Annotated in this window: 23 protein-coding genes; 14 read left to right on the plus strand and 9 right to left on the minus strand. The window is 34.2% G+C overall.

What is annotated here, in order from left to right; genetic code table 11:
- Window positions 1-107: 107 nt before the first annotated feature.
- On the plus strand, window positions 108-1,670 hold the full coding sequence (guaA, locus tag ACE38P_RS02690) for a glutamine-hydrolyzing GMP synthase (protein WP_374699449.1): 1,563 nt from the start codon (window positions 108-110) through the stop codon (window positions 1,668-1,670).
- Between the two features lie 272 nt (window positions 1,671-1,942).
- Window positions 1,943-2,878 carry an ankyrin repeat domain-containing protein gene (locus ACE38P_RS02695; RefSeq protein ID WP_374699450.1) on the plus strand — a complete coding sequence of 312 codons (936 nt, stop codon included), beginning with the start codon at window positions 1,943-1,945 and terminating at the stop codon, window positions 2,876-2,878.
- A 315-nt stretch (window positions 2,879-3,193) separates the two neighbouring features.
- Here ACE38P_RS02695 and ACE38P_RS02700 read toward each other — a convergent pair whose 3' ends face one another.
- On the minus strand, window positions 3,194-3,886 hold the full coding sequence (locus ACE38P_RS02700) for a TerC family protein (protein ID WP_029237607.1): 693 nt from the start codon (window positions 3,884-3,886) through the stop codon (window positions 3,194-3,196).
- Between the two features lie 282 nt (window positions 3,887-4,168).
- Here ACE38P_RS02700 and ACE38P_RS02705 point away from each other — a divergent pair, with 282 nt between their 5' ends.
- From ACE38P_RS02705 to lepA, 3 genes are all read left to right on the plus strand, one after another.
- Window positions 4,169-5,545, plus strand: coding sequence for a malonyl-CoA decarboxylase (locus ACE38P_RS02705; protein ID WP_374699451.1), 1,377 nt, complete (start codon window positions 4,169-4,171; stop codon window positions 5,543-5,545).
- A 277-nt stretch (window positions 5,546-5,822) separates the two neighbouring features.
- Window positions 5,823-6,638 carry a hypothetical protein gene (locus ACE38P_RS02710; RefSeq protein WP_374699452.1) on the plus strand — a complete coding sequence of 272 codons (816 nt, stop codon included), beginning with the start codon at window positions 5,823-5,825 and terminating at the stop codon, window positions 6,636-6,638.
- An 81-nt stretch (window positions 6,639-6,719) separates the two neighbouring features.
- Window positions 6,720-8,516, plus strand: coding sequence for a translation elongation factor 4 (gene lepA / locus ACE38P_RS02715; protein ID WP_264374939.1), 1,797 nt, complete (start codon window positions 6,720-6,722; stop codon window positions 8,514-8,516).
- A 239-nt stretch (window positions 8,517-8,755) separates the two neighbouring features.
- On the opposite strand, the gene ACE38P_RS02720 is transcribed toward lepA, so the two are convergent.
- Both ACE38P_RS02720 and ACE38P_RS02725 read right to left on the minus strand, forming a co-directional pair.
- Entirely contained in the window at window positions 8,756-9,628 is an 873-nt protein-coding gene (locus ACE38P_RS02720) for a hypothetical protein (protein WP_007301937.1), read from the minus strand.
- Window positions 9,629-9,723: 95 nt separating this feature from the next.
- Entirely contained in the window at window positions 9,724-10,095 is a 372-nt protein-coding gene (locus ACE38P_RS02725; protein WP_006015443.1) for a glutaredoxin, read from the minus strand.
- A gap of 68 nt (window positions 10,096-10,163) precedes the next feature.
- Here ACE38P_RS02725 and ribF point away from each other — a divergent pair, with 68 nt between their 5' ends.
- Genes ribF through tnpC (ACE38P_RS02750) form a run of 5 tightly spaced genes read left to right on the plus strand, consistent with a single transcriptional unit; the run spans window position 10,164 to window position 15,615 of the window.
- Window positions 10,164-11,096, plus strand: a complete 933-nt coding sequence (ribF, locus tag ACE38P_RS02730; protein ID WP_064085258.1) for a riboflavin biosynthesis protein RibF — start codon at window positions 10,164-10,166, stop codon at window positions 11,094-11,096.
- Window positions 11,093-11,569, plus strand: a complete 477-nt coding sequence (lspA, locus tag ACE38P_RS02735) for a signal peptidase II (RefSeq protein ID WP_007301940.1) — start codon at window positions 11,093-11,095, stop codon at window positions 11,567-11,569. The genes ribF and lspA overlap by 4 nt, the downstream gene beginning before the upstream one ends.
- A gap of 4 nt (window positions 11,570-11,573) precedes the next feature.
- Entirely contained in the window at window positions 11,574-12,902 is a 1,329-nt protein-coding gene (locus ACE38P_RS02740; RefSeq protein ID WP_064085260.1) for a M16 family metallopeptidase, read from the plus strand.
- Complete coding sequence (locus ACE38P_RS02745) at window positions 12,889-14,181, plus strand: M16 family metallopeptidase (protein ID WP_374699453.1); 1,293 nt, start codon at window positions 12,889-12,891, stop codon at window positions 14,179-14,181. Before ACE38P_RS02740 ends, ACE38P_RS02745 begins: the two co-directional genes overlap by 14 nt.
- A 51-nt stretch (window positions 14,182-14,232) precedes the next feature.
- Window positions 14,233-15,615, plus strand: a complete 1,383-nt coding sequence (tnpC, locus tag ACE38P_RS02750; RefSeq protein ID WP_374699286.1) for an IS66 family transposase — start codon at window positions 14,233-14,235, stop codon at window positions 15,613-15,615.
- A gap of 80 nt (window positions 15,616-15,695) precedes the next feature.
- Here the strand turns inward: tnpC (ACE38P_RS02750) and purN are convergent, their stop codons facing one another.
- Window positions 15,696-16,262 (minus strand): phosphoribosylglycinamide formyltransferase, encoded by a 567-nt coding sequence (purN, locus tag ACE38P_RS02755; protein ID WP_010402201.1) that lies wholly within the window; start codon window positions 16,260-16,262, stop codon window positions 15,696-15,698.
- 266 nt (window positions 16,263-16,528) lie between these two features.
- On the opposite strand from purN, the gene ACE38P_RS02760 reads away from it, so the two are divergent.
- Window positions 16,529-16,945 (plus strand): hypothetical protein, encoded by a 417-nt coding sequence (locus tag ACE38P_RS02760; protein ID WP_007301944.1) that lies wholly within the window; start codon window positions 16,529-16,531, stop codon window positions 16,943-16,945.
- Here ACE38P_RS02760 and ACE38P_RS02765 read toward each other — a convergent pair.
- Window positions 16,938-17,459 carry a Na+/H+ antiporter subunit E gene (locus ACE38P_RS02765; protein ID WP_006015458.1) on the minus strand — a complete coding sequence of 174 codons (522 nt, stop codon included), beginning with the start codon at window positions 17,457-17,459 and terminating at the stop codon, window positions 16,938-16,940. The genes ACE38P_RS02760 and ACE38P_RS02765 overlap by 8 nt on opposite strands.
- Window positions 17,460-17,562: 103 nt before the next feature.
- Between ACE38P_RS02765 and ACE38P_RS02770 the strand changes: the two genes are divergently transcribed.
- The 3 genes from ACE38P_RS02770 (at window position 17,563) to lgt (ending at window position 19,810) form a co-directional block, all read left to right on the plus strand.
- The gene (locus tag ACE38P_RS02770) at window positions 17,563-18,474 is read left to right on the plus strand and encodes an ankyrin repeat domain-containing protein (RefSeq protein WP_007301945.1); all 912 of its coding nucleotides are present in this window, start codon (window positions 17,563-17,565) and stop codon (window positions 18,472-18,474) included.
- 88 nt (window positions 18,475-18,562) lie between these two features.
- Window positions 18,563-19,012 (plus strand): SsrA-binding protein SmpB, encoded by a 450-nt coding sequence (gene smpB / locus ACE38P_RS02775; RefSeq protein WP_015587785.1) that lies wholly within the window; start codon window positions 18,563-18,565, stop codon window positions 19,010-19,012.
- 6 nt (window positions 19,013-19,018) lie between these two features.
- Window positions 19,019-19,810, plus strand: a complete 792-nt coding sequence (lgt, locus tag ACE38P_RS02780) for a prolipoprotein diacylglyceryl transferase (RefSeq protein ID WP_010402205.1) — start codon at window positions 19,019-19,021, stop codon at window positions 19,808-19,810.
- Between the two features lie 354 nt (window positions 19,811-20,164).
- On the opposite strand, the gene tnpC (ACE38P_RS02785) is transcribed toward lgt, so the two are convergent.
- The 4 genes from tnpC (ACE38P_RS02785) to ACE38P_RS02800 all read right to left on the minus strand — a co-directional run bounded on the left by tnpC (ACE38P_RS02785) (window position 20,165) and on the right by ACE38P_RS02800 (window position 24,201).
- The gene (gene tnpC / locus ACE38P_RS02785; RefSeq protein WP_374699286.1) at window positions 20,165-21,547 is read right to left on the minus strand and encodes an IS66 family transposase; all 1,383 of its coding nucleotides are present in this window, start codon (window positions 21,545-21,547) and stop codon (window positions 20,165-20,167) included.
- Between the two features lie 46 nt (window positions 21,548-21,593).
- The gene (locus tag ACE38P_RS02790) at window positions 21,594-22,058 is read right to left on the minus strand and encodes a hypothetical protein (protein ID WP_374699454.1); all 465 of its coding nucleotides are present in this window, start codon (window positions 22,056-22,058) and stop codon (window positions 21,594-21,596) included.
- Window positions 22,059-22,142: 84 nt separating this feature from the next.
- Entirely contained in the window at window positions 22,143-22,670 is a 528-nt protein-coding gene (locus ACE38P_RS02795; RefSeq protein ID WP_007301949.1) for a phospholipase D family protein, read from the minus strand.
- A 40-nt stretch (window positions 22,671-22,710) separates the two neighbouring features.
- Window positions 22,711-24,201 (minus strand): UbiD family decarboxylase, encoded by a 1,491-nt coding sequence (locus ACE38P_RS02800; RefSeq protein ID WP_374699455.1) that lies wholly within the window; start codon window positions 24,199-24,201, stop codon window positions 22,711-22,713.
- Window positions 24,202-24,213 lie beyond the last annotated feature (12 nt).

Here is a 24,213-nt window from a genome sequence, read left to right on the forward strand (position 1 = left end):
TTAAGTTACTTTAGTCATATATTAAAGTTTTTAAACAGGTCTTAGTTTACTTACTTTATTGTTTTCTTTATTATCAAATATTGCTTTAAATAATATGGAGGAGCACATTGTCAGCAATTGCCGTTATTGATTTTGGTTCACAGTTTACACAGCTTATTGCAAGACAAATCAGGGAAATGGGCGTTTACTGTGAAATATTTCCAAGCAATATCGATTTCGAAACAGTATCAAAATTCAATGGATTTATTTTTTCTGGAGGACCGCAATCTGTAAATGACAATTGCTCTGAAGTAAGTGAAGTAGCACATAAAATTATAAAACTTAACGAAACAATAAACACTCCTATACTTGGAATATGTTATGGACAGCAACTCATTTGTCATTATTTCGGGGCAAAGGTAAGAAAAGAATTCAATCAGGAATTTGGCAAAACTAAAATCAAGATACTAAAAGAATCCCCAATTATAAAGGATACTTGGAACGTTAATTCCGAAGTCGATGTGCTAATGAACCATGCAGACAGTGTCGAAACTATACCGCAAGGATTTACTGCTATTGCCTCAGGTATAATAAATCAAACAATCGCAATAATTGCCAACGAACAGCGGAAGATTTACTGTACTCAGTTCCATCCTGAAGTTAAGCCTACGACAAATGGTAGTAAACTTCTCTCTAATTTCTTAGATATTGCAAATTGTGAGAGAGATTGGACAATGAAGTCATTCGTTGAAAAACAGAAGGAAAAAATTCAAAACTTAGTAGGGGAGAAAAAAGTAATTGCTGCAGTAAGTGGGGGGGTTGATTCAAGTGTTGCAGCAGTTCTTACACACAAAGCTATAGGAAAACAATTAAACTGTATTTTTATCGATACTGGGTTATTGCGTAAGAGCCAGACCACTGCTATGTTAAAAGAAATTCCAATAAATTACGTTGATAAATCAAACTTGTTTTTAAGTAGGTTAAAGGGAATAACTGATCCGGAAGAAAAGCGAAAAATTATCGGCAATACTTTTATCGAAGTATTTGAAGAAGAGGCAAAAAAAATAGGTGATGTGGATTTTTTAATGCAAGGCACCATTTACTCTGATGTAGTTGAATCAGGGCACGCTTCAGGAAACACTAGTACAATTAAATCTCATCACAATGTTGGTGGGTTGCCAGAAAAAATGAATCTGAAACTAGTAGAACCTTTACGCTATCTCTTTAAAGATGAAGTAAGGCTGCTTGGCAAAGAAATTGGGCTTTCAGATGAGATAATATTTCAACATCCATTTCCTGGGCCTGGACTTGCAGTGAGGATCATAGGTGAGGTTGATGAAGAAAAGGTACGAATATTGCAAGAAGTAGATGAAATATATATCAACACAATGAAAAATTATGATCTGTATGATAAAATATGGCAGGCTTTTGCTGTACTGTTACCAGTAAAAACTGTGGGAGTTATGGGAGATAATCGTACATACGGATATGTTTGCGCTTTAAGGGCTGTGACTTCATCTGATAGCATGACAGCTGATGCATTTCCATTTGAAAATAAAGATCAACATTCGTTAGTATTTTGGAGGTTTTTGCAAGACGTCAGTAGTATAATTGTTAACAAAGTTTCCGGAGTAAATCGAGTTGTGTATGATTTAACTTCCAAGCCACCAGCAACTATTGAGTGGGAGTAGCAATAATTTCATTCCAGTTTCAGCTACTCGAATCACACCAAAGAGGCTGCTTGCATAACTCAAATTTTAAGGAAAACTATTTAATGTCATTCCAGCGCGTGACGCTGGTTCCTGGATCCCAGTACTGGGATGACAACGAAGTTGAATGACACCACAGAGGCTACTTGAATCTAATTTACTATTCACAATCCCAGTTATTAGCTTGTTTTAATCGACTTTTTATCATAATCATGTAATAATTAAACATATAGTTTGATATTGAAGGTAAAATCATGACAGGAGAATATGAATCACTGAAAACAGTACTGAAGACGATTGAGGCTAAGGAAGATTTAAATAAAGATAATATAATTCAGAAAATACAAGAAGAACTAAAGGAACAGAATCAAGATCTATATCAAAAGTGGGAGAAAGATAAATTTGATGTAAATCATGCATTTGATACTCTCCTATACGAAAAGCAGACGTTATTAATTATAGCTGCTAAGAATGGTTACAAAAAGACAGTAGGGTTTTTAATCGGAGCAGGAGCAGATGTTAATGAGAACAGTGGAATTGGGGAAACTGCTTTGCACTGTGCTGCTTGGCATGATTATAAAGAGATAGTAGAGGTTTTAATCGGAGCAAAAGCAGATGTTAATGCGAAAGATGGGTTTGATCGCACTGCTTTGCACTCTGCTGCTATTCGTGGTCGCAAAGAGATAGTAGAGGTTTTAATCGGAGCAGGAGCAGATGTTAATGTGAGAGATAAAATTGGGTACACTGCTTTGCACTTTATTTCTTGCAAAAAGATAGTAGAGGTTTTACTCAAAGAAGGAGCAAAAGTTAATGCAGTAAATAAAGATGGAAAGACTGCTTTGCACTATGCTCCTTTGTTTGATAGCAAAGAGATAGTAGAGGTTTTAATCGGAGCAGGAGCAAAAGTTAATGCAGTAGATAAAGATGGAAAGACTCCTTTAGATCATGCTAAGAGTCAAGACGTAGTAAAAGCTCTATTAGACGCAGGAGGAGGCTCTTTTGTAAAAGCGCGTAATAAAGCAAAGATTGCCGGTGGAGTAACTGGATTATTAGGCACTGCTATAGCAGTGGCACTTTTTACAACTGGAATAATTGCAGCTCAGTTGATACCTATCGTTATAGCAGTGGTTGCAGTTACAGCAGCAGCACTGGTAGTTGGTTGTGCTACATATGCATTACTAAAGGCCTAGTACTAAAGTTGATGGAGCAGAGAAACCATCTGCCGCCTTAATAAATGGACAGCAAGCACCTACTTGACAGTAGAGCGTGTGACGCACAGCTGTATGAACATTATCTGTAGGATGCCAGTGTCTGGGCACTGGGATCCAGTTAAGTTGGTGAGCATAAAAGTAATGTAAAAATACAATGTTTTTGATGATGGAAAAATGGATCCCAGTGTCAAGCATTGGGATGACACCGAAGTTGAATGACACCTTCCTGCTAGAAAATGTTCGCACAGTTGTACGTCACGCACTGATTGGATTTTTGCTTCGTGTAAAATAGTTTCAAGGCTGTATTTTCTTTATTTTGCTTATAGCTTCCACAAGCAATGCAAACATAAATGAAGAATACAAACATGCTTTTGGTAGTTCTATGTGAAGCCCTTCAAGTGTTAGATATACACCGACGAGTAAAATAAATAGAATGGCAATTACTTTTAAGCTTGGGTTGGATTTTATTACCTGAGCGGTATAACTTGATGAAAATAGCATCGCTAGTATGGAAAATGTAAATGCTATGGCAATGATTATCATATTGTGAGTTAATGCTATGGCAGTTAATATCGAATCAACCGAAAAAACTAAATCTATTAATATAATTTGTAGCACAACTAAAAAAAATTGTGATTTAACATTTGCCTTTGTTTTATTCTCCTTATGTACAAAAATGTCGCTCCATAACTCCATAGAGCTTTTAACAATAAGGAATAACCCTCCTGCAATCATAAGTAAATCCTTTACTGAGATATCCAGTGATACAGTGTGAAATATAGGCTTTTGCATTGATAATATATATGATGTAAAAAATAGTATTACAAAACGCATCAATAGCGCCAAGCCAAAACCTATAAGGCGGGCTCTTTCTCTCAGCAGATTTGGCACCTTATCTATTGCTAGAGAAATAAAGATTAAATTGTCTATACCAAGTATAGTTTCAAGTAGCGTAAGTATCAATAAAGTCCAAGCATCAGCTAGCATTTTCATTCCAAAGTCAGATTTTGTACTTTACAATAGATGTGTAAAAATTAAGTAACTTCGCCTAGGTAATTAAAAAATCAGCCTTACCCGAAAAAGGAAGAGAAAAAAGGTCATTTTTATAATAAAAGTACTTTTATAAGAAGAATAATAAAATTAAAAATCTAACTCTCTTTACGAAAATTTTAAATAGATTATAAAATAGTTGTACCATGAAAGTATATGCCTTCTTTGTAGACTAAGATTTTTCTTTAAATTAAGATAGATACATAGTAAAAGGAATTTATGACAAAAGAATCATTAGCAAAAACTGATATAGTGAAAGTTGAAGATCAGAAAGCACCAAAGAGCTTTTTTAAGATACTAGGTGAAGTAGCAAACGCTGTAAGATCATGGGTTGGCAATATTAACCCTGATTTAAGTAGTAGTCGCGATGTCGATAGTTTAGTCTTGAAGATGAACGAATGCTTAAACCCAAAGGGGGGTGAAGTCTCAGCACGTAAGAACACCGTATCTCTTGGTAATTTGTACTTGAGTTTATCAGAGGCAGGTCAAATAAAATTTTTACAAACCCTGGCAGAAAAATTCAATCCGGATAAAACGAAAATAGATGAAGAAATAAAAGTATATAAGAAAAATCAAGATTCTGAGTCGAGCTATAAGTTTGAACAAGACTTAATAAAAGTCCTTGAATCACCACGCTCTAAAATATTGAAGCAGTTTATCTCCTTACCAGAAGGTCTTAAGTTTATTGTTGATATGCGTTCTGATGTGCTTAAGCTAAAGAACCAATATGAAAATCTAAACCCACTAGAAAATGAATTAAAAAATATACTCTGTACTTTGGTTGATGTTGATCTACTTGATCTTCATCAAATCACCTGGGATTCACCTGCATCATTGTTGGAAAAACTTATAAAATATGAAGCTGTACATAAAATTTCTTCTTGGGGTGACCTAAAAAATAGGCTAGATTCTGATCGTCTCTGTTTTGCTTTCTTTCATTACAAAATACCAAACGAACCTCTAATTTTTGTAGAGGTTGCATTGATGAATGAGATTTCAGATAGTATTCAACACCTTTTGGATGAGTCAGTGCCCTCAAGTGACCCAAGCAGTGCAAGTACTGCTATATTCTATTCAATATCAAACACTCAAACTGGTTTATCTGGAATTAGCCTCGGTAACTTTTTAATAAAGAGAGTCGTAGAAAAACTATCGCAAGAATTTAAAAGCGTAAAAGTGTATGCAACTCTTTCTCCAGTTCCTGGATTTACAAAATGGCTAAAAAATCAAGACGTAGCTTTATTAGGTAAGCTTAATATAAAACAATCAGGTACAGAAATTTTAGAAAGCATAAAAACTAACATTGAATGCGAAAAACAGTCCCTACTGAAACTTTGTGCACATTGTTTGCTAAAGGTTAAAAGCAGTGGTGGGGGTGCTTATGATCCAGTAGCACACTTTCATTTAAGCAATGGTGCATCAATCAAACAAATCAACTGGATGGCTGATACTTCTGAAAAAGGCATTAGTCAGTCAGCCGGGATAATGGTGAATTATTTGTATGAATTGCCTAAAATAGGTAACAATCATGAGAATTATATGATTAATAAAGTGATTTCTCATTCAAAAAAAGTGTCAGCTATGTTAAAGGAATAATAGGAAGTGCGCAAGCATATAGAAAGTGCTAACATTCCCTAATGTTTATGTATATAATATTGAATAGTTTTATGAGGTAAAATGTATTAGTAGTGAGATATTAAAAAAAATAAAACAAAAAATACAAGATAGAGTAACACGTAAAGAACTGTACAGTGTCTTTACATATTCTGAAGAAATAAAGTCATTTAATGATTATGTTAGTAGTATTAAACGTGATGGAATAAACTCAGAGAAATCAAGTCTATTGAAAGATATTTATGAAGGCCTTAATTCTATGTTTACTAACATTGCTATCGACTGGGATAGCAATCGAGGTAGCCTAAGTAGTGAAAAAATTAATATACATTATCAAAACTTAGGGTCTATCTTAGAGATGGTAATCATAATTGAAGGATTGAAGACAGGATTGGGCCAAGCATACGTGATACTCGGCATTGATGAATCCACGTTAATTTGTGATATCGAATCACTTCAGAAAAAAATGGAAGAAAAGCTAAAAGGAATGCAACAACAAAATGAAGCAAGGCAAGAAGAATTAGGAAAGAAAATTGAAGAAAAGTTTAGAAAGTATATAGAAAACGGCATTGTTGATGCGGTATCAATTACAAAGTATGAGGATCAAAATCTTTTTTATGCAACAATTAAGCTAAAAGACGACAATAAAAACACAGATATTAGGGTAAGCGAACTTTTAAATAGTGAATTTTGTAAAGACAACAATATTGCCGGTTTTCTTCTTTCAAGTGGAGATCAAAAAGAACCTATCAGTGGCTACATACATGAGGGGGTAAGATATTATGATTTAGGTTGCACAACTCAGTATAAAATAAAGTTTAACTGGTATGTAGATGGAAAGGAATGTAGCATTGAGCTTGGTACTAATAGCGATGGCAATATAAAAATAGTAGGCAATAAGCCAGCTGATGCGGATTTAGAAAAAAATAAAGATGTAAGAATTAAAGTTGGTAATGATTACCTAAGCCTTGCTGATGCAGTAAAAACATGCAAGCAGGAAAAGAATGAGGCAAGTAGCAAACTGAGTCAACCATCAACTACTGAATACTTCCGACCAGTACAGACGCCAGCTTAATGTTTTCAGCAAAAAGGAAGATAAGTAATTGCTCTTGTAATACTTAAAATGTAAAATAGATCTACTTAAATAAGTAGATCTATGAACAATATAAGAAATTTTGCAATAATAGCACATATAGATCATGGGAAGTCAACTCTTGCTGATCGTTTGATAGAAGAATGTAACGGTCTTGAGACAAGGGAAATGACCAATCAGGTACTTGACTCAATGGATATAGAGCGTGAACGCGGAATCACAATCAAAGCACAAACGGTAAGACTCAATTACACTGCAAATAATGGTAATAAATATTGCCTCAACCTCATGGACACACCAGGTCATGTTGACTTTTCATATGAAGTCAGCCGAAGCTTAGCTGCATGTGAAGGCTCACTTTTGGTGGTGGACAGCAGCCAAGGGGTTGAAGCTCAGACTCTGGCAAATGTGTACAAGGCAATTGACAATAATCATGAGATAATAGTTGTGCTCAATAAAGTTGACCTTCCTGCTGCAGATCCAGAAAAGGTAAAGCTTCAGATTGAAGAAGTAATTGGTATTGATGCAAGTGAGTCAATTTTGATATCGGCAAAAACTGGTCTTGGGATAAAGGATGTACTTGAAGCTATAGTGACAAAACTTCCCGCTCCTCAAGGTGATACAAATGCTCCACTGCAAGCAATTTTAGTTGATAGTTGGTATGATCCTTACCTAGGAGTAGTAATTTTAGTGCGAGTTAAAAATGGAGTACTAAAAAAAGGCATGAGAATCGTTATGATGTCTAATAATGCTACATATCAGGTCGATAATATCGGTATTTTCACTCCTAAAAAAGTTATGACTGGTGAACTTTCAGCAGGTGAAGTTGGTTTTATAACTGCTTCAATGAAAGAAGTAGCAGACTGCAAAGTAGGAGACACTATTACTGAAGAGAAAAGGCCGTGCAGCAAGGCATTACCTGGCTTTAAAGAAGTACATCCTGTAGTATTTTGCAGTATTTTTCCCAATAACACAGATGATTTTAAATATTTAAGGGAAGCACTAGAAAAATTACATTTAAATGATGCTAGTTTTACATTTGATGCTGAAACGTCAAATGCCCTAGGTTATGGATTTCGTTGCGGTTTCTTAGGAATGCTACATCTTGAAGTCATTCAAGAAAGACTCGAAAGAGAATTTGATTTAGATCTAACAGCAACTGCACCGAGTGTTATATATAAAGTTGCAACACAAAATGGTAAAGTTTTAAATATCCATAACCCAAGCGATATGCCAGACCCTACAAAAATTGAAATAGTGGAAGAACCGTGGATCACTGCAACTATAATGGTACCTGATCAATATTTAGGAGAGATTCTATCTCTGTGTGAAGAGAGGAGAGGAGAACAGCAGGATTTATCTTATGTTGGTAATACGACAACAGCACTACTGAAGTATAAATTACCGCTGTCTGAGGTTGTTTTTGATTTTTACGATAGACTAAAATCAATTTCCAAGGGATATGCAAGTTTAGATTGGGAAATATCCGATTATCAGGAAAGTCAGATAGATAAATTAAGTTTTTTAGTTAATGGAGAACCTGTGGATGCGTTAGCCTGCATTGTTCATAAAAGCAGGGCAGAAAAAAGAGGCCGTGAAATATGTGCACGTTTGAAAGACTTGATACCACGCCAGCAATATAAAATCGCGATTCAAGCGGCAGTAGGCGGAAAAATTATTGCTAGAGAAACGATTAACCCGTATAGAAAAGATGTAACAGCCAAGCTCTATGGTGGAGACGTCACACGAAGGATGAAGCTGCTTGAAAAGCAGAAGAAAGGTAAGAAAAGATTGCATTCTGTAGGAAACATAAACATCCCACAAAATGCTTTTATTGAGGCTTTGAAAATAAATGATTAATATATATCCAAAAACATAAATTTAAAGAACTAAGTGATATTTTCTCAATAAATTTACTGACATTGATATGGGTAAATTTGAAATAGCTATGTGAATTTGTAAAACACTATATAAGATACCATACAACGAAATCATCCCAGTGTTAAACGCTGGGATGACAGAGAGCAGCTCAATTGCTCCACTCAATCAGTAAAAATCAGATATATGTAGACATTGGCTAAAACCATTCCAACAACATTTTAGTGAAACTTAACAAGCTTATCTATAGTTTTAGTGATGATTCTTGGAGTATTTGGAGAGACTTCTGAGCCCAGTCTATTTAACCGCTCTATAGCAAACCCGCTGTTCTCATTTATTATGAAATCACATAAAATATTTTCTATATCTTTAATAACACTTTCATGCTTTCTCAGAGGATGGTTATTCGGATATCTATGAATGGTTTTGATGCTAGAATACTCAACGAAAGCTTGATCTTTAAAAGCAAGTTGTCTCAATTTCTCTTTGAATTTTTCTTCTTCATCTCTTGCTAAAAGGCAAGACTTTATCAGTGATTTTATAATCGAGTTTATAGCCTGATGTATTTCAGAATGCACTATAACTTTGATGATATTTTCTTCCACTATGCAATCATAAGTGCTTTTTTCGCTCTTTAATGACTCTATAAGCATTTTGCTATTTTGCGAATTCAATTCCAGATTCTCTTCACTTATAGGAGTCATTATAAAGGTATTCTTATTTACCCTGATGTAAAATTGTGGCAACCCTTTAGAACAGGCAAATGCTACATCCTTAGACTCAAGTGCGTGATTGTATGAAGAAGAAAGGGTGCTTGCTATAACGCTACTTGGTACTTTCATTCCATGATTACTTAGGTGATTTAACACATTCTCAACATCATGATATGTAAAACCTGTATCTTTTATCAATTCAACAACTTCTATGCAATTGTGTTGTTTATACTCTATTGTCACTTCTTCTGTAAAAAGAGTTTTAGCTGCTATATGCTTATCAAGCACTGTGAAAATCTTGATGAAACTCTCTAAATCTTGTTTGTTAATTAATTCAATACTAATTAAGTTTTTGCTAACAATTATAATATTTTTTATCATTTTTTCCCACTAAAAAAACTCACTAGATGAATTGTATTTTTAATTCATTAAAAATTGTTTAAAGTGGGTATGCCAGCAACAGTAAGACAAAAAAATCACATAAAATCTTCATTATGTATTATATTACATCCCTCGTGTTCATCACTGCCGCTTGTGTAAGCTGTTGCATTAATGCTATCTTCATTGTTATTTAACATATTATCCAACTTTCCTTCTTTTTCAAGATCCATCAATTTGTCACATCCAGCAATATGATGTACATAATCACCATTTTCATCAGTAATAAAAATTTGTGGAACTGTCCTGACGTTATATTTTGATTTTATACCGTCAAACAAATCCGAGTTTCTAAGTACATCAATTTCTTCGTATTTCACACCTTTTTCATCCAATAACTCTTTTGCTTTCTTGCAGAATGGGCAGTACTTCTTCACATATATTACAACTTTTCCTTTAGTGTTTTTCACGATTTATCTCCATAGTTTATAAAATACAACTATTATATATAAAAAATATATATAAAATATCAAATTGTATGAAAATTATTTACAACTGTGAGCAAGGGATAAAAGATAATGTGGCACTAACTTTCGGAAATTTCGATGGCGTTCATTTAGGACATAAGTTTGCAATTTCCAATCTAAAGAATGTAGCACAAGAAAGAGGATTACCCTCTGCAGTTTTAACTTTTGAGCCTCACCCATCAACTGTTTTATTTAGTAGGAACAATTTTAGGTTAATAGATCAAGAACAAAAAAAGGAACTAATCAGCAGCTATGGTATAGATTACTTGTATATTATTAATTTTAGTAGAGGTTTTTCTGAGGTTAGCTGCGATGACTTTATTGGTAAGATTTTGGTAAAGAAGTATGGTGCTAAACATATAACTGTTGGAGAAAGTTGTACTTTTGGTCACAAACGATTGGGTAACATATTAACTCTAGAAAAATATTCTCAGATGTATGAATATTCTTTAACTAAATTAGAGCCATTGATAATCGATAGAAAAATTTGCTCTTCTTCCTCAATCAGGGAGTGTTTACAAAAAGGAGAAATAGAAATTGCTAATAAATTGCTTGGTAGGTCTTATCAAGTTTCTGGTATTGTAACAAAAGGTGCATGTAGAGGTAGAGAAATAGGGTTTCCAACCATAAACATTCCGATAGAAGATTACATGATAAAACCTAAGTTTGGTACATATTACGCCAAAGTTGCATTTTCTGAAAATAGTTCAAGTTGGCTATATGGAGTAGTCAACATTGGTATGAGACCTACATTTAAGGACTTAAAAAAACCTATAGTAGAAATGCATATATTTGACTTCAACGAAAATGTATACAATTTTAAGGTTGATATACAACTTTTAAAATTTATTAGGGCAGAAAAAAAATTCCATAGTATTAACGAGTTAACAAAACAGATAGATCGTGATATAATGAAGGCTTACCAGTTAAAGATAAATTTATGAAAAGGATATGTTTAGTTATTATATTGATTATAGTATCATTCGATCAAACAAGTAAATTGTATATAAACTCTTTGATTGATGAGGGGGAGTCAATCGAGATTACTAGTTTTATGAAATTAGTTGAAGTTTGGAATTCAGGAATTAGCTTTGGAATGTGTAGTACTCTGCCGCATGGCAGCTTCTTTTTTTCAGCATGTTCAATATTAATAATTGGTATACTTGCATACTTGATATATAAATCTAATGATAAGTCAATTTACCTTAGTTTTTCTCTGATGATTGGTGGAGCGATCGGAAATGTAATTGATAGAATCTATTGGGGAGCTGTATATGACTTCATATATTTTCATATCAATGATTGGTATTGGCCAGCCTTTAATTTAGCAGATCTATCTATAGTTTGTGGAATGTGTACATTGTTATATAAGTGGTATATATATGATAGGTCTATCTCTAAGCAAAATGAGGAATGAAATAATGCTTCGCAAATTCTTTAGTTTTTTTATACTATCTGTGTTTTTTTTCATTTGTCCGATTTCTTTGGAAGCTGAAATCATAAAGCATGCTAAGCTCAGTAACGGATTGGATGTTTATGTAGTACCTAATCACCGAATTCCAGCTGTTTTTCATGCAATAATATATAAAGTTGGGGGAATGGATGACCCAATTGGCAAAGCAGGCTTGGCTCACTACTTTGAACACTTAATGTTTGAAACTACAGGAAAATTTAAAGACATAGAATCCACTTTGGGCAGCATTGGGGCCCAATTTAATGCTTTTACCACTAAAGAATACACCTGCTACTACGAATTAGTTCTCAAAAAAGATTTACCACTAGCAATGGAAATTGAAGCAGATAGAATGGGCAATTTTGATGTTACTCAAGACAAAATAGATAGAGAAAAAAATATCGTATTAGAAGAAAGAAAGATGAGATTTGATAATAATCCTGAAGCTTTACTATGGGAGGAAATGAACAGTGCATTTTATCGTAATGGCTATGGTAGGTCTGTTATTGGTTGGGAGAGCGATATTAAAACTTACAATCAAGATGACATAACAAGGTTTCATGATAACTATTATCATCCAGGTAATGCTATACTGCTCGTTGTTGGTGATGTAGAATTTGAAGAAGTAGCGGGATTAGCAAAGGAAAAATATGGTGCAATTAAAGCTGAGCCTGTAGTTAAGCATTATCCGAACCAAGATTCAATACATAATGCAGATATATCGGTAATTTTAGAAAGCACTGAAGTAAAAGAGCCAGTTTTATACTTTCGCTATAGTGTTCCTTTATTTGAGCAAATAAGTGAAACTTTTCCTGTTGATTTGGCAGTTGATGTTTTGGGGAATGGCAAGTCTAGTAAGCTATATAAAGATTTAGTTCTAGATAAGAATGTAGCAGTAGAAGTGTTTGCTTATTATAATAGCTTAGCTTTTAGTAATGGTTACATTGAGATTCGGGTAACTCCAAAAAGCGGGGTGAATTTGGATGCTGTTGCAAGAGAGTTAGAAAATTCTATTAATCACTTTAACTCTGAAGGAATAACAAGTGAAGAGTTGCAAAGTACAAAGTCTAAATACAAAGCAGCACAGCTTGATAATCTATCTGATTTAACTAATATAGCAATGTTTTATATACCACGTCTAGCACTAGGTATTCCACTTGATGAAATAGACATTTCATATAGCAAAATTAATGATGTCAATCTAGAGGATGTAAATAATAAAGTTCACGCTATCTTTTCTACTAATAAATTAGTTGGTCGTTTGCTACCAAAAGGAGGTAATAATGAAGATAAGTAAATATGTATTTCTATTTTTTTTCTGTCTAGGCTTTAATTTGCAAGCAAGCAGTCACTTAAATATAGAGGAGGTTACTACTAATAAAGGATTTAAGTTTTTATTTGTTGAAAACCATGATCTACCAAAAGTTTCACTTAATATATCATTCAAAGATGCAGGTTGTGTGTATGAAAGTGCAGAAAAGCAGGGGCTTGCTTGGTTTACTTCTCTTGTAATTCAAGAAGGAGCAGGAAAAAATGATGCCAAAGATTTTGCGAAAAAGCTTGAGGATAAAGGAATTAGTTTAAATTTTACTGCTGGTTTAGAAGCATTTAGGGTTTCATTAAACACTTTATCTGAGAATCTAGAGGATGCAATTTCACTACTTAGTGATGCTATAATGCGCCCTAAAGTTGATCCTGAGGGGTTAAATAGAGTATTCGAAAAAGTCAAAGTAAACTTTAATAATTTTGAAAAAGACCCTTATTTTATTGCTGCAAAAGAGTTAGATACATTGTTGTTCAAAAAACATCCTTACTCAAGAGATCCATATGGAACTCTAGACACTATAATGAACATTACTAGAGACGATGTTTTAACATACATAAAGCGTAGTTTTACTAAGGATAATGTCGTCATTAGTGTTGTTGGTTGTGCAACAAAAGAAGAAGTTAGTATGCTGCTCGATAAATATTTATCTAAGTTACCATCAAAAAGATCGAAAGTTAGGAAGATATCTGTAAAAAATGAATTTGGGCCTGCAGAAAGTAAGAGCGTTTTTATGAATATACCACAGAGTGTAATACTTTTTGCTCAAAAAGGCATAGCATATGAAGACCCTAATTACTATAATGCCAGTGTTTTGATTAATGCGCTTGGTGGCATGAGTCTAAACTCAATACTAATGAAAGAGTTGAGACAAAATCTAGGTATTACTTATGGTATTAGTGCAAGTAATGTTACCAATAAACATGGAAATGTTATACTTGGGTTTATGAGCACAGATAGCTCTACTGCTAGCAGAGCTATCTCAGCAGTAAAAGATACATTTAGCAGAATAAAAAAGGAAGGAATTGACGAACAATTATTCAAGGATGCAAAAACCAGTTTAGTAAATAACCTTATCTTCTCTTTTCTATCCAATAATGCGAATACAGCAACGTTACTGGATAGTATGCAGATAGATGATCGTGATATTAACCATATAAATAATTATGCAAATATCATTAATGATGTTCAATTGGAAAAAGTAAACAAGCTGGCAAGTTCTTTGTGTCCGTTCAGCAGAGCGGCAAAATAAGGTAGACAAAGCAAGATAATAAAGATAATCATAGGGTAAATATGAGGTAATATGGTAAACCTTTTAGAACTCTGCAAAAATTTACAGCAAAAAATAGAAAAGTTAGAAGCAAAAATAGAAAGATTGGAAAGAGAGAATGAAAGTTTAAAAGCAGAGCATGAGGCTTTAAAGATAGAGAACGCTGAATTAAAGGAAAGGCTAGGTTTAAATTCAAAAAACTCATCAATTCCCAATTCAAAAGAATTATACAAAATGAAAAAGGAAAAGCCAAAAAGCGAAAGAAAGATTGGTGGTCAAGTTGGGCATAAGGGTAATTATCGTGCTAAAATGGAAGCAGATGAGGTGATAAAGATAGAGTTGTCACCTACTTGCGAATGCGGAGGGAAGATTGCAATATGCGAAAAACCTTATATTCATCAGAAAGTAGATCTTCCGGAGATTAAGGCTTATGTAATGGAATATCAGTTGGAACATGGCCGTTGTCAGAGATGCGGAAAAAGAAGAAGTAGCAAGTTACCAGAGGGTGTTACGCCAGATACATTTGGCCCAAGGGTTAAGTCAGTAGTTGCAGCACTCAGTGGGTTTTATAAAAATTCAAAGCGCGAAGTAGCTAGCATCATAAATGATATCTTCAATTTGAACATAAGCGTCGGTAGCATATCAAATAGTGAACATAGAGTTGCTTCAAAATGCAAAAAAATGTATGAGCAGATCGAACAAGAGATAAGTAGGAGTAAAGTTCTACATATTGATGAAACGAGCCATTATAACAAAGGTAAACTCGCTTGGTGTTGGATGTTTGCAAGCAATACGGCAAGTTTTGTGAAGTTGACAGAGTCAAGGGGAATGAAAGTTTTAAAAAATAGTGTATGCTGCAATCGTAATAGCTTGGTAGTAACCGACAGATATGCAGCATACAACTACTTTGCTGATGAAAGAAGGCAAATCTGTTGGGCACACTTAGCAAGGGATTTTGAAAGATTAGCGCATAGTTGGAAATTTGAAGTTAAAGTTCTGGGCTGTTACTTGAGAAATGTAGCCACTGAGTTATTTGCACTGAAAAAAGCTTTACTAAAAAATGAGATAGATGTTTCAAGATTTATTAGACGTGCCAAGAAATTGCGAAAACGTACAAGGTATTATTTGAAGGAAATATCTCGCTTACCTGAAGCAATTGGAGCGTCTCGAGTTGCAAAGAATATTTTGAAATCTGAAAGAATGATGTGGAAATTTTTAGATGACCCAGAAAATACTCCGCTGACAAATAATCACGCTGAACGGCAAATACGGCATTATGTCGTTTATCGCAAAAATTCATATTTTACACAATCAGAACGAGGAAACTCATTCCTTGAGCAAATAATTTCGTTATACTTAACATGGAAACAGAGGAGGCTAAACCCTTTTCACAATCTTCTATCTATCGTTTCTTAAACCACTCTGCTGAACGGATACAGTTCTTTACTGAATCCTGAAAATTTATTTTTTGTTGAAGTTGGAAGAAACGCTCAAGGTCAATAGTTAATACCTTCTGCTATTGATCTTACTGCTTTTACATAACACTTATGCTCTTCAGCTAGAATGCGCTCTGAGAGACTGTGAACATCATCATTTGGTAACACTGGAACAGTAGCTTGAGCGATTATGGCTCCAGCATCAATTTCAGGAGTAACATAATGCACAGTACATCCTGTAATTTTTACACCCGCTTTCAGAGCTTGCTCCTGAGCATTTAGGCCCTTAAATGACGGAAGTAAAGAGGGATGAATATTTATAACTTTGTTATGCCATTTATTCAGGAAATTGGCCTTTATAATTCTCATAAACCCTGCAAGGCAAATTAAATCAACCTTATGTTGAACAAGTATTTCATGAATTTTATCAGTATCAAGTGGCTTATCTTCAACAACAAACGCTGAAACTCCTGCTTGCTTTGCTATTTTAAGGCCTCCAGCTTCACTATTATTTGTGATAACACACACAGTTTCAGCAGGGAAATTCTGATCTTGACATGCTTCTATTAAAGCCTGCATGTTTGATCCTCTACCTGAAATTAGTATTCCGAGTTTTATCTTTTTCATTTTAGTGCAGCCGTAAGAATGGATATTAATAAAATAGCTCAAAAGGAAAGTTTATTTTAGAATAAATACTATTGTGTAGCAATATTTTACACTGCTGGATAACATGGAATTAAAGAAATCATTCAGTTTGAAGTAACTTTAACATTTAATTTTAGGAATATTATACAATTTATGGTAAATAAATGCATATTTTTATGGCTGCGTTATTATTTATTTAACAAAGTATTAGTATAATTTACTACACTGAATTAAATGGAGAAAATTCAATGAATAAATTACCAAGCAATGCAAAAACAAGCAAGTCTCAGGTTACTCAGTGGGAGGTAATAAAAAATTGTGAATATTCTGATAATTGTTTATCAAAAGTAGTAACTTTATACGTCATTAAAATGGCAGAATTATCAGATATTTATACGAGTAATGAACCTGAAATTAATACTATACTTACAAGAATAAGCATAACAAGTGAAAATGCATTTTTAAATAAGGTTGTTGATATTGAAATTATGGAGGGCATTTTTCCGTACAAATTCAACAGCAAGAAGAAAAATAACATATCAAGGCTAGAAGATTTGTACAATTATTTATGTTCTACTGTTATTGATAGCCTTCCAAAAGAAATGCTTGAAAGCCTAAGAAGAGAATACAGAGACGCTGTTAACTTATTTAAAGCAATTACTTAACTAGGTGTAGCATTTTTAAGACTTTACCTTCTATTTCAGAAATGCCACTTTCAAGATCTTTATCTATCAAACATATGGTAGATAAATATGTTTTCTGCTTCTTTTCAACATTGATAGTTAAAGTTCCAGGAGTAATCGTAACCGAGTTAGCAAATAATGCAATGGTCTTATCATTATGTCCTATGCATTCTCTTACAATAACAATTGGCTCAACTGTAGATTTGAATCGTAGCACCTTTTTTGTTACATAAATACTTGAAAAAATAATTTGGTAAATTAGCCAAGGTATATAACTTATAAGCTGATAAAGTGACAGCCTACCACTATCATTTAGAATTTGACTAAGGGCACTTTCAGCATCAATTAACCTTTTAAAGATAATCAATGTGAACACAGAAGAAAATACTCCACAGAGAATAAAAAAAGGCTCAAAATAACCAGACAATGTAATCCATAGAGAAGACAAAATCACAAATGATAGAGAAAAAAACTTAATATTTTGCCTGACTTTCATGATTTGGAGTATAACTTAAATGATTTTTTAGGAAAATAAAAAGTTCTTGATTTTTGTGTCAAAGAACATAATAACCAAGTTATTTTAATAAGTAGTGGAGATTATGACGCTTGATGATTTTCTAAAAATGCTTGAAGAAATAAATGATACTTCAGGTTTAAGCAAGAACAACATAGTTGAACGAATAAAAATAAAATTAGAAAGAATTGATTTACGGAGGTGGGAAGATAGTGGATTTAATATCAATCATATATTCACTACACATAGTGATCTAGATCCTGTAGAAACTACATTGTTGCATTTTGCTGCTAAGAGTGGCTATGAGAACATAGTAATAGCTCTAATTGAATATGGAGCATATGTTGATGCATGGGACAGCGATGGATGCACTCCTTTACATTTTGCTGCTGAATGGAACCACAAAGGCATATTAGATATTTTAATTGAAAGTGGAGCAAATGTTAATGCGTGGGACAATGATGTATGTACACCTTTACATCTTGCTGCCGAAGGTGGGAATGAAAGTGTAGTAAGAGCTCTAATTGCATGTGGAGCAGATGTTAACGCGCAGAACAATGATGGACACACTCCTCTACATTTTGCTACTAAGAGTGGCTATGAGAACATAGTAATAGCTCTAATTGAACACGGAGCATATGTCGATGCGTGGGATAATTATAGAAGCACTCCCTTGCATTTTGCTGCTGAAAGTGATAATGAAAACATAGTAAGAACTCTGATTGAACATGGAGCATGTGTTAATGTGTGGGATAGTTGTGGACGCACTCCTTTGCATTTTGCTAGCGATCATGAAAGTATAAGAGATATTTTAATTGAAAGTGGGGCATATGTTAGTAAACAGAACAATAATAGATATGCTCCTTTACACTTTGCTATTGAATGGGGCTGCAAAGATGTGATAAGTTCTTTGTCAGGTAATGCTAGTCCTAGGGCTGAAATGGCAGTAGGAAGAGTGGAACAAATTACACTTGCAGGAAGATTGGAGCTTTTTTAACCAAACTTGCATTTACTGAGATAATTGTTTTGTTATGAATTAAACCAAAAGTTCTGTAATATATTGAAGCTTAAAGATATCTTTAGATATGGAAGTTATTGCAGAAAATAGAAAAGCAAGGTTTGAATACTTTATCTTAGAAGAATTTGAAGCAGGTATGATCCTCTTAAGTAGTGAAGTGAAATCACTAAGGGAAAGAAAAGCAAACATTTCTGATGCTTACGTTACTGAAAAAAAAGGTGAAATATGGCTAAACAATATGCATATCGCAGAGTATAAAGCTGCAAACCAAAAGAATCACAAGCCAAAAAGAGAACGAAAATTGCTTTTGCATAAAAAAGAGATAAATAAGCTAATTGGTCAAATCAAAACCTCTGGAATAACTGTTGTGCCACTTTCTATCTATTTTAATGATAAAGGGTTGGCAAAAACTAAAATTGCTATTGTTAAAGGAAAAAAACTCTACGATAAGAGAGCAACTATAAAACAGAGAGAGTGGGACCGTGAGAAAAGTAGATTGTCTAAGAATAATTTGTAGTAAAATATGTCTTTAAGTCCAGTTATTTTTAGCATCGGTCCTGTTTCTATATATTGGTACTCTTTAGCATATGTTTTGGGTATAGTTTTTGCATATTGGTATTTACATAAGCTAGACAATCAAAAAATATTTACTAAGAATTTTTACGATTCGTTATTAACAGCCGTTATTATAGGCATTATCCTTGGAGGTAGGCTTGGGTACGTATTGATATATGATCCAGTTCTCTATATAAGCAATCCTATCGAAATACTAAAGACCTGGGAAGGAGGTATGTCATTTCATGGCGGTGCTATAGGAGTTTTGCTTGCAGTAATAATCTCCTGTAGAAGACATAACATTCCTATATTTTACACACTGGATCTAATTTCTTGTGGAGTTCCGATAGGTTTACTTCTAGGCCGCATAGGTAATTTTATAAATGGAGAGTTATTTGGCAGGGTTACAAATATGCCGTGGGGTATGGTATTTCCAGAAAATGGTGATAATTTATTGCGCCATCCAAGCCAACTTTATGAGGCATTTTTTGAAGGAGCGCTACTTTTTGTAGTTGCAAATTCACTGTTTTTCTTGACTAGAGTGAAACTGTATTACGGTGCAACAACTGGTATTGCAGTTATGTGGTATGGAATAGCACGTTTTGTGGTTGAATTTTTCCGCGAGCCAGACTATCAAATTGGCTATTTATGGTTCAATTTAACTATGGGACAATTTCTTTCTATACCTATGATTTTGCTGGGAATGCTTATATATTTAGGTGCGTTGAGCTTAAGATTTAATACGAAATCTGTTCAATAGAGAAAAGGTAAGTTTAATCGAAAAATATAGTGGAAGTTTATTTATTCCATACTATGTACAATTATGTGAATTTTTTGTCTTGCAGAGAATAAATGTAAGACCAGCAAACCTTCGTTGTATAGCTATAAGAAAAACTTAGTAGCTACTGACCAAATTCATTACTAAGTAGATATTCATTTTCCACCAGAATATTCCTGATTGAGAAGCTACTTTATTAAAACATATTTTTAAATTTTTGCCAAAAACCTGGTTGATTATCATTAACCTTTGTGAAGGCTATGTTTAAACTGTATCTCAGATCATTTGGCATATCATATCTAATATTCAGTATTGGTATCCGTTCAGCAGAGTGGTTTAAGAAACGATAGATAGAAGATTGTGAAAAGGGTTTAGCCTCCTCTGTTTCCATGTTAAGTATAACGAAATTATTTGCTCAAGGAATGAGTTTCCTCGTTCTGATTGTGTAAAATATGAATTTTTGCGATAAACGACATAATGCCGTATTTGCCGTTCAGCGTGATTATTTGTCAGCGGAGTATTTTCTGGGTCATCTAAAAATTTCCACATCATTCTTTCAGATTTCAAAATATTCTTTGCAACTCGAGACGCTCCAATTGCTTCAGGTAAGCGAGATATTTCCTTCAAATAATACCTTGTACGTTTTCGCAATTTCTTGGCACGTCTAATAAATCTTGAAACATCTATCTCATTTTTTAGTAAAGCTTTTTTCAGTGCAAATAACTCAGTGGCTACATTTCTCAAGTAACAGCCCAGAACTTTAACTTCAAATTTCCAACTATGCGCTAATCTTTCAAAATCCCTTGCTAAGTGTGCCCAACAGATTTGCCTTCTTTCATCAGCAAAGTAGTTGTATGCTGCATATCTGTCGGTTACTACCAAGCTATTACGATTGCAGCATACACTATTTTTTAAAACTTTCATTCCCCTTGACTCTGTCAACTTCACAAAACTTGCCGTATTGCTTGCAAACATCCAACACCAAGCGAGTTTACCTTTGTTATAATGGCTCGTTTCATCAATATGTAGAACTTTACTCCTACTTATCTCTTGTTCGATCTGCTCATACATTTTTTTGCATTTTGAAGCAACTCTATGTTCACTATTTGATATGCTACCGACGCTTATGTTCAAATTGAAGATATCATTTATGATGCTAGCTACTTCGCGCTTTGAATTTTTATAAAACCCACTGAGTGCTGCAACTACTGACTTAACCCTTGGGCCAAATGTATCTGGCGTAACACCCTCTGGTAACTTGCTACTTCTTCTTTTTCCGCATCTCTGACAACGGCCATGTTCCAACTGATATTCCATTACATAAGCCTTAATCTCCGGAAGATCTACTTTCTGATGAATATAAGGTTTTTCGCATATTGCAATCTTCCCTCCGCATTCGCAAGTAGGTGACAACTCTATCTTTATCACCTCATCTGCTTCCATTTTAGCACGATAATTACCCTTATGCCCAACTTGACCACCAATCTTTCTTTCGCTTTTTGGCTTTTCCTTTTTCATTTTGTATAATTCTTTTGAATTGGGAATTGATGAGTTTTTTGAATTTAAACCTAGCCTTTCCTTTAATTCAGCGTTCTCTATCTTTAAAGCCTCATGCTCTGCTTTTAAACTTTCATTCTCTCTTTCCAATCTTTCTATTTTTGCTTCTAACTTTTCTATTTTTTGCTGTAAATTTTTGCAGAGTTCTAAAAGGTTTACCATATTACCTCATATTTACCCTATGATTATCTTTATTATCTTGCTTTGTCTACCTTATTTTGCCGCTCTGCTGAACGGACACCAGTATTGAAACTTCGTTTTTATTATCAACAGAAACATCGTCATATGATAACTTTGTCGTGTAGCACTTTATATGCTTTTGCTTATCATATACTATATCACCTGATTCCCCTTCTAGTTCTACAAATTTAGTTTTTTTCTGACATTCTTTTATTTTTATTAGATCCTTGTCTAGTGATATTGAAACCGGTAGTGTATTACCAGCATACTCTTTAGCTAAAAGCTCACTTTGAGGATACATTTTTATTTCCCTTCCAAAATGTGAGTCTATAAAATTATTGCTCCAAAATTTGTCTCCAGAATGTACATATTCGTCAGTAGCATACGGTACACCACCATAATTGCATTGAACTTTGTAATCTCCAACACCATTATTTTGAAAAAAATCATGAATGGCAGCGTAACTATCAGCAGCATCATTTATGTAATCCATTACCTACCCCTTAAAACCTTTTAATTTATTATATCACAAGAAATTAAATCTATCAATAAAAAGACTTTTTTTGATATCAAGTATCTAGGGAGCATATTGATAGGATTGTGACATTCGTATTTCCCAGTTCTTCACATACTGCTGGACTAATTCAGGATAATTTTCAATAATTAATAAATTTTCAGCGTTTCCCTTTTCAGCTGTCTTACTGAGGTTAAACGATCCTGTGATGACTTTTTGATTATCAACAATTATTACCTTATTATGAGCAATTTTTGGCTTATTATCGATCCAAATCGGTATTCCATTTGAAAACAATTCGCTTATGACACTATATTTTGAATGGAGTTGTGATTTATCTAAGACGACTTTAACATCAACACCACGCTCTTTGGCGTTAATCAAAGATTTTGCAACTGTTCCAAGAGTAAATGTATATTCTTGAACTAAGATAGATTCTTTAGATTGGTCTATCTCGCTGATTATCGGTACAGCACAGTCTTCTTCAGGTGAGAAGCAAACTGTTGCTTTTGGGCAAGGCGAAAATGTAGGACCCACATAGTAATACAGAGAAAAACATGCCGACAAAAATAAAAGATATAAAAGCCTCACAAACCACACCTAAATACACGGCGGTAGTCTACATCATATCTCAATCATCTGTCAACCCATATTCCTTCCACTTCTCTGTAACTTTCTTTATTATTTCCTCGCTCATTTCAATTTTTCTTCCCCATTCTCGTTTGGTTTCAGGTGGAAGTTTGTTTGTTGCATCAAACCCTATTTTACCTCCGAGACCACTTTCAGGGGAAGCAAAGTCTAAATAATCAATAGGGGCACTTTCTATCATGATTGTATCACGTACAGGGTCCATCCTTGTTGACATTGCCCACATCACTTCCTTCCAATCACGTATATTTATATCATCATCAACAACTATAATAAATTTGGTGTATAAGAACTGTTTGAGAAAAGCGAGTATGCCCATAATAATTCTTTTTGCATGCCCTGGATAAGCCTTTTTTATCGACACTACCGCTATTCTATATGAACAACCTTCTGGAGGCAGATAAAAATCTACTATCTCCGGAAACTGATTGATGAGAATCGGCACAAAGATTTCGTTGAGTGCTTCACCAAGAATTGATGGTTCATCAGGTGGTTTGCCAGTAAAAGTGCTGAGATAAATTGGATCTTTGCGCATTGTAATTGCAGTGATGTTAAACTCAGGAAACTGTTCAACAGCATTATAGTAACCGGTATGGTCTCCATATGGCCCTTCATCTTGGTAATTATCCAAACTTACATATCCTTCCAAAACAATTTCTGCATGAGCTGGAACCTGAAGAGGAATAGTTTTACAATTTACAAGCTCAAGTGTTTTTTTTCGCAGCAGCCCGGCAAATTGGTATTCTGATAAAGTCTCCGGCACCGGAGTTACCGCAGCAATAATCGTTGCAGGATCGCTACCAATCACAGCAGCCGCAGGAAACTTCATATTTTGCCCCCTCTCCTCCTTCCACCGTTTATGGTGACCTGCACCACCACGATGTGCAAGCCAGCGCATGAGAGTCGTTTTTTTATTCACAACCTGCATACGATATATTCCAAGATTGAAATTATCTTGCTTGTCTGCTGTTGGTCCTTTTGTTACCACAAGTGGCCAAGTGATAAGCGGTGAAGGCTCGTTTGGCCAGCATGTCTGAATAGGTAGCAAACTAAGATCCACCTTATCCCCAGTTAGCACCACCTCTTGACATGGAGCTTTGCTCACAACTTTGCTCCGCATCGACAATACAACTTCTAGTAGAGGAAACATTTTCACAGCATCTTTGAAGGTTTTTGGCGGCTCAGGTGATCGCAAAAATGCTAGAAGTTTACCCAGATCCCTTAATTCATCAGAATTTATACCAAGTCCGAATGCAATTCTCTCAATAGTACCAAATAAATTCACTAAAACGGGAATTGAATTTTTGCCATTTTCTGTGACAACATTTTCAAAGATGATAGCTGGTCCCTTGTTTGACAAAACCCTACGATGAATTTCTGTCATTTCAAGAATAGTTGAAACTTCTTTTTTAATTCTAATTAGATCTTTTTTTTCTTCTAATGCTCTGATGAAGTCGCGTAAGTTATTGTACATATTTTAAAAATT

Origin of the sequence: Wolbachia endosymbiont (group A) of Limnophora tigrina, from assembly GCF_964263225.1 — a bacterium.
Classification (GTDB): Bacteria; Pseudomonadota; Alphaproteobacteria; order Rickettsiales; family Anaplasmataceae; genus Wolbachia.